We start from the raw sequence: 12,991 nt of genomic DNA, 5'->3' as shown, positions 1-12,991 counted from the left end.
AGACAATTGGATTCTTGGCCTTGCCAATATTGTTGGAGTGCCGCGTAATTTTCAGCTAGTTAGGGAGAGGATTGTTGATGTCTGCCTCACCGGCTTACCTGATTACCCCCCTGCCGATGACCCCGAGCTGACCTCGATTACCCTGTCGAAGATGCCTATATTTTTTGTTGTTAGGCCGGGTCATCCTTTGATTAATCAAGCCCAGCTGTCTTTTGATGATATTGCCCAATATCCAACCCTTGGTCTGCAGCCAGGCTCCTATCCCAGGGTTGAGGCTTGCTTAAAGAAGCTCGGCTTCTGGAACGATCATGTGCGAATGTTTCGCTATAAGCGCGAAAATTGGGAGGGCAAAACGGAGGCGGAGCTCACTATCGGCTATGCCACTTCGCTCAGTATGGAAGTTTCTGGGGGTGATTTAGTCAAGCTGCCCCTGGAGTTGCCATTTGCCTCTGGGGAGGTGCTTGTATGTCGCCGGGATTTTATTGATCATCCTCGTTTGCTTTCCTTACAGGCTTTGCTGCTTTCCCGTCTCGCTGGCATAGCTGAGCGACACGGCGGTATTCAGCTGCTCAACAATTACTAGTTTTTCTGTTTTCGTGGCTGGCGCAATTGCTGACGTGCTGAGTTGTTGCCGGCTGCACAGTGAGGCCGCAAATGATTAATTATGCAAAAACTGCAGAACTCTGCGTGATTTGCTATCCCCCACTTGGTGTTTTTGCTTTTTTGCGTTAAATTTATCCCGGTTTGCTGGGGCGGGGGTGGTTGAGCTTGATTGGCTAGCTGCCTTAGACGGTCTGATTTGGCTGCGCACTGGCCATCAGGTTGAGGCCAGGCTTCAGATCGGTCAGTCCAGTGTGAGTCGCTTGAGTCGCAGGTGCGCCGATGTTTTTGGCCTCTCCCTGGCCAGGCGAGGCTCCGAGTGGCACCTCGATGGTGATACGACACTCCTAAATCTTGAGCGCCGCGTTCACCAGGCGGTGCGGTGGGCCAATGGAGGGCCTTTGCGTCTGGAGGCGCAGCACTGGTCGGGCCCCTTGCTCTGTGAGCCGGCTCCAGCAGGTTGGATTGCTGGATGTTTTCACTTTCATGAATACGAAAAGCCGCTGCAGCTGCTGAGGGAAGGGGTGATCGACGTCTGGATCGCTTCCTACCCCGATGTGCCAGCTGCCACTGACCCCACCATTGCCTGCATTGGCTTGAGCCGAATGCCGATTTGGCTGCTGGTCGATCAATCTCACCCGTTGCTGGAGCTTGGTGAGCAGGTGACGTTTGCTGATGTGGCTGCCTATCCCTGTATGCCCATGCCTGATGGCGCCTTTCCTAAATTTCAGGCTGTTCTGGAAGCTTGTGGGTTGTGGAATGGCGGCACCACCCCTAAACCGATTCGGAATTCTTCGCAATCTCAGCAGGTTAATTCTGAAGATCTCATTGTTGGTTTCGCCACTCCCCTCTCCTTGCTTCTTAGAGACGATTCCTGCAGGGTGCTGCCCCTAGAGCTGCCTTTAGAGGTTGGCGATGCCCTCCTGGTGCCAAGGCAATACGTGCGTGCGCCCCAAACGCTGCAGTTGCTGGCGGAACTTCGTTTGCGTTTGGAGAGCCTCGCCGGCGCCGCTCCAGGCTTGGTGGTGTTAGACGGGTTCGAGCACCCAAGTGCTGCCCCAAGCGACCAGCCCTATAAGGAGCAATGGCTGCCAAGCGCACCCTCAATGCCAAAAACCTCGAAGGCCTAGGCGCGGCCGTCCTCGCCGAATTGCTGATTGAGGTGAGCGCTGGTAGTGCGGTGATGCAGCGCCGTTTGCGGCTGGCGCTAGCTGCGGCTGAGGGTGCCGGGGGAGCGGCCCAGGAGGTGCGCAAGCGCTTGGCAGCCCTGGCCCGTGCCACTACCTATGTCGATTCGCGCAAGCGCAAAGCCTTGGTGGTTGATCTGGAGGCCCAGCGCCAGGCAATCGCTGGACCGGTGGCGGCAGTGGATCCGCCGCTGGCTCTGGAGTTGCTGCTGCGTTTTCTCGAGCTGGCAGATGGTGTGCTCGATCGCTGCTCCGACAGCACGGGCATCGTGATTGGCCTGTTCCAGAGGGCCGTGCTTGACCTCGGGCCGCTGGCCAGCGCGGCCGCCATGCCCGCCGAAGCGCTGGCTGAGCAGCTGCTGGAGCTGGTATTTGAAAACGGCTACGGCCAATTTGACGACTTGATCCCGGCGGTGGCCGATGCCCTTGGCGATCCGGGCCTGCGACTTCTCGAGCAAGGCTGCCGCGACCGGGGTGCCTGCGCTGGTCACCCAGCCCTGCTGCAGATCGCTGAATGCCTGGGTGATGTGGATGGCTATGTGGCCCAGTTTGATGCCAAGCAATTGGCCTGGCCCCCTACCGCCGCGGATGTGGCAGGCCATTTGCTGCAGGCGGGCCGCAGCCAGCAGGCCCTGGCCGTGCTGGATGGCGCCGCCAGTGCTGCTGCTACCTGGCATTCCCCCGAGTGGCACGACACCCGCATCGCCGTGCTTGAGGCCCTGGGCCGCAACGACGAGGCCCAGCAGTTGCGTTGGGCTTGTTTTACCAAAACCCTCTCGGCTTGCCATTTGCGCCAACACCTCAAACGGCTTGCTGCCTTCGAGGACGTAGAGGCGGAGGAGCGGGCTTTTGCGGTGGCAGAGGACCATCCCATGCGGCTGCTGGCCCTCGAGTTCCTCGTGCGCTGGCCCGCAGTGGCGCGGGCTGGGCGCCTAGTGCTCGCCCATGGCCCCGACTGGGATGGTGAGGCCTACGAAATCCTTGCCCCAGCGGCTGAGCGGCTTAGCGCTGAGCAGCCGCTGGCCGCCACGGTGCTGCTGCGGGCGATGTTGGTTTTTGCCCTGTCGACGGGCCGCACCAAGCGCTACCGGCACGCCGCCGAGCACCTGGGCAGCTGCGAGCTGCTGGCCGCGCGCATCGACGACTGGCAGGGCGTGGAGCGCCACGAGAGCTTCGTGGGTCGCATTCGGGAGGTCTTTGGCGGCCGCTGGAGCTTCTGGTCTCTGGTGGAGCGCTGAGGCTCTGGCAGGCTGGCCCCTTATTCACAGGAAAAGTCGTTTCTTTGAATAAGCTGGCTGCGTATTCAAGGTTGCTGGGGGGTAATGCGGCGCGAGGCCACCGGCCACTACGAGGACAGCGCCACCGCCGGGGAAACGGTGCGGGCTTTTGTGCCCGATCCGCTGCCGCCAGAACCCCCGGTGTTGCTTGCGGGTCCACTGCAGGCGCTACATGAGCGGGCGCTGCTGGCCTGCGGCCGCCTTGATGGCGTCTCCACCCTGCTGCCCAACCCCGAGCTGTTCCTCTACGCCTACGTGCGCCGCGAGGCCCTGCTCTCCTCCCAGATCGAGGGCACCCAGTCGTCGCTTTCTGATCTGCTGCTGTTCGAGCTGCAGGAAGCACCCGGCGTTCCCTTTGACGATGTGGTGGAGGTCTCCAGCTATGTGGCCGGGCTGGAGCATGGCCTGACCAGGCTGGCGGAGGGGTTCCCGCTCTCCTGTCGCCTGCTGCGCGAGATCCACGGCCGGCTGCTGAGCCGTGGACGCGGCGCCGATCGCCTGCCGGGGGTGTTCCGCCGCAGCCAGAACTGGATCGGTGGCACCCGCCCAGGCAATGCCCGCTTCGTGCCGCCTCCGCCGTGGCTAGTAGAGGACTGCATGGGGTTGCTGGAGCAGTTCATCCATGGCGGCCACCACGGTGAGCACTCTCTGCCAGTGCTGGTACGTGCCGCCCTGGCCCACGTGCAGTTCGAGACGATCCACCCGTTTCTCGATGGCAACGGCCGCCTGGGCCGGCTGCTGATTGTGATGATGCTGATCGATGCTGGCGTGCTCCAGCAGCCGCTGCTCTACCTGAGCTTGTTCTTCAAGCAGCACCGCCGCCGCTACTACGAGCTGCTCGATGGCGTGCGCCAGCAGGGCGATTGGGAGGCCTGGCTCGGGTTCTTTCTGGAGGGTGTGGAGAGCACGGCCTCAGCCGCGGTGGCTACTGCTCAGCGGCTGCTGGCCCTGTTTCATACGGATGAAGCGCTGCTGGAAGAACTGGGCCGATCAGGCCCCAGCGTGCGCTTGGGCTATGCCGCTTTGCGCCGGCGGCCGCTCACCAGCACCAAGAAGCTCAAGGAGCTGAGCGGACTGAGTTTCCCCACTGCCGGCAAGGCCCTCGAGATCCTGGTGGAACTCGGCATCGCCCGGGAAATCACCGGCGGCCAGCGCAATCGTCTGTTCGCCTACGACGCCTACCTGGCGATCCTCAGCGAGGGAACTGAGCCGCTCTGAGCTTTCTGCTCCATCGCATCGGCCAACCGCGTCCGTGCAGTTGATTTGGAAAGCGCCCCCTGTTGGATTCGAACCAACGACCGGCTGCTTAGAAGGCAGCTGCTCTATCCGGCTGAGCTAAGGGAGCAGCCGTTGCCATGATCGCTCAGCAGGTGGGGGCCACACAACTGCTGCCCTGGCGCCAAAGTAGTTGTAGTGATCTTTTTTGAAATGCGGCTCGCCCTGCTTTTTTCTGCTGCTGGCCTGCTGGCCCTGGCGGCTCCCTTGGGCGCCCAGGCTGTGAGCTTGGATGAGGCCTGCGGCATATTTGCCGGCAAGCTCAGTGCCGCCCAGGCTGCGGGTGATACCCAAAAAGCCCAGAAGATCTATCAAGAGGGCTCAGCGCGCATCGCCTCGAGGTTCAACGGTGCCAGCTGCCCGAACGTCAAGCCACCAACCCCCTAAACCTGCTGGCTCTTTAGGCCTACACTGGTCTGCTGCGCAACTCTCGCCCCATGGCTGCCACCCGGCTCACTGACAGCCAGAAGATCGAGATCGTGGCTCGCTACCGCGCTGGTGAAGTCAGCGCCGAACTGGCAGAGGCCTATGGCTGCAGCACCAACACGGTGAGCCGCGTGGTGAAGGCTGGTCTAGATCCAGCTGAATACGAGCAGCTCAAGCAGCAACGCATTCGGCCGCTCAAAGTTTCACAAGAACAACCTGCTCTAGAACCAGCTGCTCCAGAACAAGCCGCTCCAGAACTAGCTCCATCAGAGCCTGAACTCTTGGAGCCTGAACCCCCTGCGCTTGAGCTGGCAGAGCCTGAGCTGCCAGAGCCGGCCGGCGACGACGAAGACCATGCGGTGCTGGCAATCGATGACGCCGATGATTTTGGCGATGACGCCAATGAACTCGACTTCGCTGACGACGACCTAGCCGACCAGTTTGTGGCCGTGCCGCTGTTGCTGGTGGATCACGTTGGTGAGCTGGCCCAATGCCAGCCGCTCGCAGATGCGCCCCTTCCAGCCAGCGTCTACATGCTGGTGGACAAAACAGTGGAGCTCCAAGCCAAGCCGCTCAAGGACTTCCCCGAACTTGGCCAGTTACCCGATGGCGAAGAGGAGCGGCAGGCCCTGATGGTGTTTGCTAATCCCCGCCAGGCCAAACGCCACTGCGGCCGCACCCAGCGGGTGATCAAGGTGCCAGACACTCGCATCCTGGAGCGCACGGCGCCCTACTTGATCGCCCAGGGCATCAGCCGGGTTGTGATGGAGGGCAGCCTCTACTCTTTGCCAGGCAGTTAATCGGCCAGGCAGTTAATTGACAGTCAGTTAATTGCCAGGCAGTTAATCACCGGGCAGTTGCTCGTTGCGGGGGGCGAGCAGGGCGGCGCTGCAGCCGCCACTGAGTACGCCAATTACTAGAGCAATTCCCACCAGAAAACCGGCTGGCAGAGGGGTGCTGCGGGCAAAGCCCAAGTTGAGGCTGGGGCGCTGGTCGAGGTTTTGAGCACCCAGGCAGAGAATCGCGAGCAGCAAGCCACCGCCCAGCAGGCTGGATGCAAGCAGGCGCAGGCGCAAGACCATCAGGGCAACAGGAGAACTCTCTGGCGGCAGTCTGCCCGGTCAGGACTCCTGGTGCAGCAGGGCGTAAAGCTCCCGCTTGCTGTGGCCGGTGCGCTCGGCCAGCAGCTTGGCGGCGGCGTTGCTGCTGTGGCCGGCCCGCTGCAGCTCCTGGAGCTCGGCGCTGAGGGCAGCGCTATCCCAGGCCAGGGGCTCTGGCGGCAGGGCGCCTGCCAACACCAGGGTGCATTCCCCCTGGGGCGGCGTGCGGCGGAAGTGTTCGATGGCTGCGCTCACGCTGGGGCCCACCTGCTCTTCGTGCTTTTTGGTGAGTTCGCGGGCGACGCGCAGGGGCCGATCACCCAGCACCGCCAGCAGATCGTCGAGCAGATCGAGCAGCCGGTGCGGGGCTTCAAACAGCACCATGGTGCGCTGCTCAGCTTGCAATTCCTGCAGTCGCTGACGGCGCTGGTTGGTCTTGGGCGGCAGGAAGCCCTCAAAGCAGAAGCGGCCGCACGGCAGGCCACTGCTCACCAGCGCGGTGGTGACGGCGCTGGGGCCGGGGATGCAGATCACGTTGTGCCCAGCCGTGCGGGCGGCCGCCACCAGCACCTCGCCAGGATCGGAGATGCCCGGCAGCCCGGCGTCACTGATCACGGCCAGGGCTTCGCCGGCGGCGAGGGCCGCGAGTAGTTCGGGGATGCGGGCGGTTTGGTTGTGGGCGTGGAAGCTCACCAGCCGCGGCCCCTGCTCCTTATGGCGTAGGCCGAGTTGATGCAGCAGCAGGCCGCTGCGGCGGGTGTCTTCGCAGGCGATGCGCTGCACGCCGGCGAGCACCTGGCGGGCGCGGGGTGAGAGGTCGGCCAGGTTGCCGATGGGGGTGCCCACCAGGTAGAGCACGCCGGGGGCGGGTTCGGGGGCTTGCACGGCTTGGGGTGGGCTCCTGCAAAATGCTGAGCCCTGCCCACCCATGATGCCGGCTGCCCTCCCCCTGCCCTCAGGCATTGCGCTCGAAGGCTTGCTTGTGGAGCTGCGGCGGCTTAGCTGGGGCGCGGCAGACATCCTGCTGGCCTACGGCCGCGTCGAGCAGCCCCCCTATGGCTTCCCGCCGGCGTTGAGCGTGGATGAGGGCGGCGAGGGTCCGGTGAGTGCGGCGGATCTGGCGGTGAACCAGTGGTTGCTGGAGGGCCTGGCCGCAGCCTTCCCCATGGCCGCGTGGACCGTGCTGAGCGAGGAAACCGCCAAGGAGCAGCTCACTGAAGGCGAGCCCCTGGAGGCGGAGTGGCTGTGGATCCTCGATCCCCTCGATGGCACTAAAGACTTTCTGCAGGGCACGGGCGAATATGCGGTGCATCTGGCCCTGGTGCACGGCGGCGAGCCGGTGCTGGGGGTGGTGCTGCTGCCGGAGCTGGAGGAGCTGTGGCTGGGCGTGATGCCGGGGTTGGCGGGCTCGGCAGGAGAGGCCTGGTGCGAAAACCGCGCTGGTGTGCGCTCGCCCGTGCGCTTCAGCGGCCGCCGCGCCCTGGGGGAGCTGGTGCTGGTAGCCAGCCGCAACCACCGCGACCAGCGGCTCGAGCAGCTGCTTGCGGCCCTGGCCCTGGGCGACACCAAGGCGATCGGCAGCGTGGGCGGCAAGGTGGCCACGATCCTGCGCGGCGAGACGGATCTCTATATCTCCCTGTCGGGCAAGAGCGCCCCGAAGGATTGGGATATGGCTGCTCCTGAGGCGGTGTTGCGCGCCGCCGGTGGCGCTTTCAGCCATGCCGATGGCCGCGCCCTGGCCTACAACAGCGGTGACGTACGCCAGGCCGGCTGTCTAATCGCCAGCCACGGCCTAGCCCACGCCGAATTGTGCGAAGAGGCGGCGGCTGCGATGGCTGTGATTGATCCTGGTTTTGTTGTTTGAGGGCCAGAGGGTGATTGCTGGAGGGGAGTGGTCGTTTTTTGCTGGTGGACTTAGCTAGGACTACGCCCGCCTCGAAAAATGTTGTTTGACCCTCCCTGGTCTTCAGTTTTTAGTTGGCGCTAAGGCGAGCTCATTCATGCGCTGGTTTCCAACAAAAAAGCCGGCCTTGCAGGGCCGGCTCTAAGTGCTCGAGGCCAAATTTAGAAAGGGCTAGTTAGCCGCCCTCCCTTTCAATCACTCCGGTGCAGGGGCTTCGCTTTGGGGCACACCGCGCAGGGTGAGGTTGATGCGGCCGCGGTTGTCGATTTCGCGTACGCGCACGGTTACCTGATCACCCACATTCACCACATCTTCCACCTTCTCTACTCGGGCTTCGGAGAGTTGGGAGATGTGAATCATCCCTTCCTTGCCGGGCAGGATCTCCACGAAGGCACCGATCGGGATCACGCGGGTTACGGCACCGCTGAATACCTCGCCTTCGCTGATGCGACGGGTGAGGCCTTCGATGATGCGCTGGGCCTCTTCGGCGGCAGCGCCATCGTGGCTGGCAATCGTGACGATGCCGCCATCTTCGATGTCGATCTTGGTGTTGGTGCGCTCTGTGATGCCCTTGATCGTGCGGCCGCCGGGGCCGATCACGGTGCCGATCAGTTCCGGATCAATGCGGAAGCTGAGCAGGCGTGGGGCGTGGGGCGACATGGTGTCGCGGGGCTTGTCGATCGCCTCGAGCATCTTCTCGAGGATGTGCAGCCTGGCAGGGCGAGCCTGGTTAACGGCTTCAGCCACGGTTTTCATATCTAGACCCGTGATCTTCATGTCCATCTGCAGGGCGGTGATGCCCTTTTCGGTGCCGGCCACCTTGAAGTCCATGTCGCCAAGGAAATCTTCGATGCCTTGGATGTCGGTGAGGATGCGCACCTCCTCGCCCTCCTTGATCAGGCCCATGGCGGCTCCGCTCACTGGTGCCTTAAGGGGCACGCCCGCATCCATCAGGGCGAGGGTGCTGCCGCACACCGAACCCATCGAGGTGGAGCCGTTTGAGCTGAGGCACTCCGACACCACGCGCAGCACGTAGGGGAAGGACTCCTTGTTGGGCAGCACGGGCACAATCGCCCGTTCAGCCAGGGCGCCGTGGCCAATTTCGCGGCGGCCGGGGGAGCGCATCGGCTTGGTTTCGCCGGTGGAGTAGGGGGGGAAGTTGTAGTGGTGGAGGTAGTGCTTCTCGGTGGACGGGTTGAGGTCGTCCATTTCCTGGGAGTCGCTCGGGGTGCCGAGGGTGGCGCAGGAGAGCACCTGGGTGAGGCCGCGCTGGAACAACGCTGAGCCGTGCACCCGCTTGGGCAGTACGCCGGCCGCGGCGCTGATCGGCCGCACTTCATCAAGGTTGCGGCCATCGACACGCTTGCCCTCCTGGAGGATCTGGGCGCGCATCAGCTTTTTGGTCAGGTCCTTGTAGCTGTTGCCCAGGGCCTTGCCGCTGGAAGCGGAGCGAATCGGGTCGTCTTCGGCTAGGGCGGAGATCTTCTGGCTCACTTCGGCCTTGATGGCGTCGAGCTTCTCGTCGCGTTCGGTTTTGGTTTGGGAGAACTGCTTGAGCACCTCACCAATGCCACCGGCACATTCCTTTTCAAGGAAGTTGGGCAGGGTGGGGTCGATGACCTGAGGTTCGGGGATCACCTGCTCGATGCCGAGCTCCTTGAGCAGGTTTTGCTGCGCCTTGATCAGTTCGCACACCGCTTCGTAGCCGAAGTCGATCGCTTCGATCACGTCTTGCTCGGGCAGCTGGTTGGCACCGGCTTCCACCATCACCACGCCCTGGGGCGTGCCAGCTACCACCAGATCAAGCTCGCTGCGCTCGATTTCACGGAAGCTCGGGTTGAGCACGAAGTCGTCGCCGAGCAGACCCACCCGCACGGTGGCCATGGGGCCATAGAAGGGAATGCCGGCCAGCAGGGTTGCCATCGAGGCGCCGGTGACTGCGAGCACATCGGGTGGCACGCGCTCATCGAGGGAGAGGCAGGTGGCCACGATCTGGATGTCGTCGCGCATCCAGCTGGGGAATAGGGGCCGGATCGGCCGATCGATCAGGCGGCAGGTGAGAATCGCTCGCTCAGAGGGACGGCCTTCGCGACGGAAAAAGCTGCCAGGGATGCGCCCAGCGGCGTAGAGACGCTCTTCGTAATCGCAGGTTAGGGGCAGAAAATCGATGCCTGGGCGACCGCCGGAGCGGGTGGCGGTGACCAAAACCGAGGTATCACCACACTCAACCATCACCGAGCCCCCAGCCTGGGGGGCGAAACGACCGGTGGTCAGCCGGATCTCCCGACCATCGAAGGAGATCGACTGAGTTTGTCCTTGCACGTGCGCTTATGTCCTGTTGTTGTCAGGGACCATTCTCGCATTTAGGCAGTTACTACTGGGGCATCCTTCGCTTTTTATCGCGTTTATGGGCTTTCTTGGCCATAAAAAAAGCGCCCGTAGGCGCCTTGGGAATCTTTGGCTGATTACCAGGAAGACTTGACCACTCCAGGCAGCTCACCCTTGTGGGCACGCTCGCGCAGCTGGTTGCGGCACAGACCGAAATCGCGGTAGTAGCCCCGGGGCTTGCCGGTGGCCCAGCAGCGGTTGCGTACGCGGTTGGGAGCGCTGTTGCGGGGCAGCAGCTGGATTTTACGGTGGATTTCCAGACGCTCCATGGGACCTGCAGCGGCGTCGAAGGCTGCCTTGAGGGCAGAGCGCTTGGCGGCAAAACGCTCAACCATCTTCTTGCGCTTGACATCGCGCGCAATCATCGACTTCTTCGCCATGCGGCCTGAACTGCGATCGGATAAGTGCTTTCAATCTTACCTTGCGGCGGTGAGGCTCAGCGCCCAAGCAGCTGCTGCACGACCGGCAGCTGGGAGGTGTCCTTGACGATCAGCACCACGCTCAAGCCCACCAGGAAGACAAAGCCCGACTGCATGAAAGCCATCTGAAAGCGCTCGGGCAGGGGCTTACCCCGCAGGCCCTCGAGCAGCAGAAACACGAACTGACCGCCATCGAGCAGGGGTAGCGGCAGGGCATTGAGCACCGCCAGGTTGATTGAGATCAAGGCGGTGAAGATGAACAGGCTGCTGCCGCCCTGCTTGGCCAGCGACGCCCCCATTTCCACAATTTTTACGGGGCCAGATACTTGGCCGGCGGTCTCGCCGAAGTGGGTGGCGAGGGTCACGAACCCTTCCACGGTGCGGCTGGTGAGAGCGGCGAAGTCGTGGTTGGCCTGGCGGAAGGGCTCCAGGGGCGTGCGGGCGGGGCGGAAGGCCTCGGTGCCATTTGGTTGCAGCTGGGCGCCGATGCGGCCAACGCCGCCGAGATCGGCGGGGGTGAGATCTAGAGGCAGGGTTTGGCCGTTGCGCTCGGCTTCGAGGCGCAGGGTTTGCTCGGGGGCGGCCTTGATGCGCTCCACCAAGGCGGCAACGGCGCTTTGGCCGCCGCCCAGATCGCTGCCATTGAGGCTCAAGATGCGGTCGCCCGGCTGGAGGCCGGCAGCAGCAGCGGCTAGGCCGGGTTGCACGCCACTCACCAGCACGCCGGGGCTGGCGCTGAAACCGGCGGGTATGCCGAGCACTAGGCCCTGGCCGAGTAGCACCGCATAGGCGAGCACCAAGTTGGCCAACACGCCGGCGGCGATCACCAGGGCCCGCTGGGCTAGGGGCCGGTTGCTCAGCAGGTTGGGGTCGTTTTTGGGGATGGGGCTGTCTTCATCGTCATCGGGAAAGGCCACGAAGCCGCCCAGGGGAATGGCCCTTAGGGCGAATTGCACACCGCGGCGCTGGCGCTCGATCAGCACCGGCCCAAAGCCGATCGAAAAGCTGCTGACGCGGATTCCCTGCAAGGTGGCGGCAAAGAAATGCCCCGCCTCGTGCACCACGATCAGCCCCGCCAGGATCGCCAGTGCTGTGAGAACGCCCATCCAGGCCCCGCTATTTATGCATCCATTGTGCTGGGTTTGCTTGGGGCCAGGGGGGCGGCATGCACGCTTAAACGCTGAACTAAGTCTTGGCTAAGTCCAGTTGCTGCGGCCGTGTGTTCCCCCGCCGAATCCGGGCCGTGGCAGCAGCAGCTCGACCCTTAAGATCCCGCCTCAGCAGTAGTTGTTTTTACCCATATGACGCGCTATTTGAGTGCCCTGATCTGCGCCACCTTGCTGCAACTGCCCGCCGCATCAGAGCAGGAAGCAGTGCAAGAAGCAGTGCAAGAAGCCCAAACCGAGGCGCTGGCCACTGAGGCCCAGAACCCGATCTCGAATTTGGTCAGTGTTCCGTTTTAGTACAACCTCACTCCGGGCATTGGGCCCAATGAAGACCAAACCCAGAGCCTGCTGAATATTCAGCCAGTGGTGCCGTTTTCGCTCAGCCCGAATCTCACTTTGGTGACCCGCACGATTCTGCCGGTGCTGAGCCAGCCGACGGCAACGGGCATTCAAAATGGCATCGGCGATCTCAACCCCAGCTTCTTCTTCGTGCCCAAGGGCAGGGGCGCTTGGACCTTTGGTTTTGGCCCCACGCTTGTATTACCAACGGCTAGCGATAGCAGCCTGGGCCGGGGTAAGTGGTCTGCGGGGCCGGCGGCGGTGGCGGTGTACAGCAAGGGCCCCTGGGTGGCTGGGGCGCTGGTGAACAACGTCTGGTCGTTTGCGGGCAAAAGCGATCGCAGCTCGGTGAGTGCTTTCCTGCTGCAGCCCTTCATTAACTTCAACCTGCCCCACGGCTGGTATCTGGTGACCTCGCCGATCATCACCGCCAACTGGCGGGCGACCAGTGGCGACCAGTGGATTCTGCCTGTGGGCGGCGGTGTGGGCCGCTTGTTTCGCATCGGCAAGCAACCGATCAATGCGTCGCTGCAGGCTTATGCAAATGTGGTGAATCCTGATCTTTTCGGTGATGTCACGATCCGGGCCCAGATTCAGTTTTTGTTCCCGAAGTAGGTGAGGCGGCTCCGTCACTGTGCCTAGATACGCGGCCTAGATACGCGCGATTAGCTGAACCCTCAGTCAATCGTCCATGCCTATCTACCCTGGCAGGCTCGATGAGTATTCCCTGCGCTCGTTATCGAGTACCTGGTATATCAGCCGGGGCTGAATGTTGATGCGCCGTGAGTAGGCGCCGCTCAGATCACCAACAAGGGCTTCGTAGGGCGGTGGCCATGCCTTCAAGGATCGATTCGCCCATCCCTTGAATCGACCCCTGCTGCAGCAAGCTGGTTTGGAGCATGAGGTGCCGG

The 12,991-nt window shown here is 62.9% G+C and carries 13 protein-coding genes and 1 tRNA gene; 8 read left to right on the top strand and 6 right to left on the bottom strand.

Annotated features, from left to right (window positions below; translation table 11 throughout):
* From KBZ07_RS08325 to KBZ07_RS08310, 4 genes are all read left to right on the top strand, one after another.
* On the top strand, positions 1–583 hold a 583-nt coding region (locus tag KBZ07_RS08325; protein WP_254931173.1), incomplete at its 5' end, for a LysR family transcriptional regulator substrate-binding protein.
* A 418-nt stretch (positions 584–1,001) separates the two neighbouring features.
* A complete protein-coding gene (locus tag KBZ07_RS08320; RefSeq protein ID WP_254931172.1) occupies positions 1,002–1,730 on the top strand; it encodes a hypothetical protein in 729 nt (242 codons plus the stop codon).
* Positions 1,685–3,025 carry a DUF6880 family protein gene (locus KBZ07_RS08315; RefSeq protein ID WP_254931171.1) on the top strand — a complete coding sequence of 447 codons (1,341 nt, stop codon included), beginning with the start codon at positions 1,685–1,687 and terminating at the stop codon, positions 3,023–3,025. Before KBZ07_RS08320 ends, KBZ07_RS08315 begins: the two co-directional genes overlap by 46 nt.
* Positions 3,026–3,109: 84 nt before the next feature.
* Positions 3,110–4,282, top strand: coding sequence for a Fic family protein (locus tag KBZ07_RS08310; RefSeq protein ID WP_254931170.1), 1,173 nt, complete (start codon positions 3,110–3,112; stop codon positions 4,280–4,282).
* A 53-nt stretch (positions 4,283–4,335) separates the two neighbouring features.
* On the opposite strand, the gene KBZ07_RS08305 is transcribed toward KBZ07_RS08310, so the two are convergent.
* Positions 4,336–4,409 (bottom strand) — tRNA-Arg (locus KBZ07_RS08305).
* A gap of 68 nt (positions 4,410–4,477) precedes the next feature.
* On the opposite strand from KBZ07_RS08305, the gene KBZ07_RS08300 reads away from it, so the two are divergent.
* Positions 4,478–4,726, top strand: coding sequence for a hypothetical protein (locus KBZ07_RS08300; RefSeq protein WP_254931169.1), 249 nt, complete (start codon positions 4,478–4,480; stop codon positions 4,724–4,726).
* A 50-nt stretch (positions 4,727–4,776) separates the two neighbouring features.
* Positions 4,777–5,565: a hypothetical protein gene (locus KBZ07_RS08295; RefSeq protein ID WP_254931168.1), complete on the top strand. Its 789-nt coding sequence runs from the start codon at positions 4,777–4,779 to the stop codon at positions 5,563–5,565.
* A gap of 42 nt (positions 5,566–5,607) precedes the next feature.
* On the opposite strand, the gene KBZ07_RS08290 is transcribed toward KBZ07_RS08295, so the two are convergent.
* Both KBZ07_RS08290 and rsmI read right to left on the bottom strand, forming a co-directional pair.
* Entirely contained in the window at positions 5,608–5,847 is a 240-nt protein-coding gene (locus tag KBZ07_RS08290) for a hypothetical protein (RefSeq protein WP_106502124.1), read from the bottom strand.
* Between the two features lie 39 nt (positions 5,848–5,886).
* A complete protein-coding gene (gene rsmI / locus KBZ07_RS08285) occupies positions 5,887–6,795 on the bottom strand; it encodes a 16S rRNA (cytidine(1402)-2'-O)-methyltransferase (protein ID WP_254931167.1) in 909 nt (302 codons plus the stop codon).
* On the opposite strand from rsmI, the gene KBZ07_RS08280 reads away from it, so the two are divergent.
* A complete protein-coding gene (locus KBZ07_RS08280) occupies positions 6,794–7,729 on the top strand; it encodes a 3'(2'),5'-bisphosphate nucleotidase CysQ (RefSeq protein WP_254931166.1) in 936 nt (311 codons plus the stop codon). The genes rsmI and KBZ07_RS08280 overlap by 2 nt on opposite strands.
* A 234-nt stretch (positions 7,730–7,963) precedes the next feature.
* On the opposite strand, the gene KBZ07_RS08275 is transcribed toward KBZ07_RS08280, so the two are convergent.
* From KBZ07_RS08275 to rseP, 3 genes are all read right to left on the bottom strand, one after another.
* Entirely contained in the window at positions 7,964–10,090 is a 2,127-nt protein-coding gene (locus KBZ07_RS08275) for a polyribonucleotide nucleotidyltransferase (protein WP_254931165.1), read from the bottom strand.
* A 143-nt stretch (positions 10,091–10,233) separates the two neighbouring features.
* Positions 10,234–10,536: a 30S ribosomal protein S14 gene (gene rpsN / locus KBZ07_RS08270; RefSeq protein ID WP_254931164.1), complete on the bottom strand. Its 303-nt coding sequence runs from the start codon at positions 10,534–10,536 to the stop codon at positions 10,234–10,236.
* Positions 10,537–10,592: 56 nt separating this feature from the next.
* Positions 10,593–11,681 (bottom strand): RIP metalloprotease RseP, encoded by a 1,089-nt coding sequence (rseP, locus tag KBZ07_RS08265; protein WP_254931163.1) that lies wholly within the window; start codon positions 11,679–11,681, stop codon positions 10,593–10,595.
* Between the two features lie 423 nt (positions 11,682–12,104).
* Between rseP and KBZ07_RS08260 the strand changes: the two genes are divergently transcribed.
* Complete coding sequence (locus KBZ07_RS08260; RefSeq protein WP_254931162.1) at positions 12,105–12,695, top strand: hypothetical protein; 591 nt, start codon at positions 12,105–12,107, stop codon at positions 12,693–12,695.
* Positions 12,696–12,991: the final 296 nt, after the last annotated feature.

The organism is Cyanobium sp. BA20m-14, from assembly GCF_024346295.1.
This window is presented reverse-complemented; position numbering and strand designations above follow the sequence as displayed.

Bases quoted from the DNA above. Each gene is read 5' to 3' on its own strand.
- KBZ07_RS08310 (WP_254931170.1), top strand. From the start codon at position 3,110: ATGCGGCGCGAGGCCACCGGCCACTACGAGGACAGCGCCACCGCCGGG.
- KBZ07_RS08290 (WP_106502124.1), bottom strand. From the start codon at position 5,847: ATGGTCTTGCGCCTGCGCCTGCTTGCATCCAGCCTGCTGGGCGGTGGC.
- KBZ07_RS08295 (WP_254931168.1), top strand. From the start codon at position 4,777: ATGGCTGCCACCCGGCTCACTGACAGCCAGAAGATCGAGATCGTGGCT.
- rseP (WP_254931163.1), bottom strand. From the start codon at position 11,681: ATGGGCGTTCTCACAGCACTGGCGATCCTGGCGGGGCTGATCGTGGTG.
- rpsN (WP_254931164.1), bottom strand. From the start codon at position 10,536: ATGGCGAAGAAGTCGATGATTGCGCGCGATGTCAAGCGCAAGAAGATG.
- KBZ07_RS08280 (WP_254931166.1), top strand. From the start codon at position 6,794: ATGATGCCGGCTGCCCTCCCCCTGCCCTCAGGCATTGCGCTCGAAGGC.
- KBZ07_RS08315 (WP_254931171.1), top strand. From the start codon at position 1,685: ATGGCTGCCAAGCGCACCCTCAATGCCAAAAACCTCGAAGGCCTAGGC.
- rsmI (WP_254931167.1), bottom strand. From the start codon at position 6,795: ATGGGTGGGCAGGGCTCAGCATTTTGCAGGAGCCCACCCCAAGCCGTG.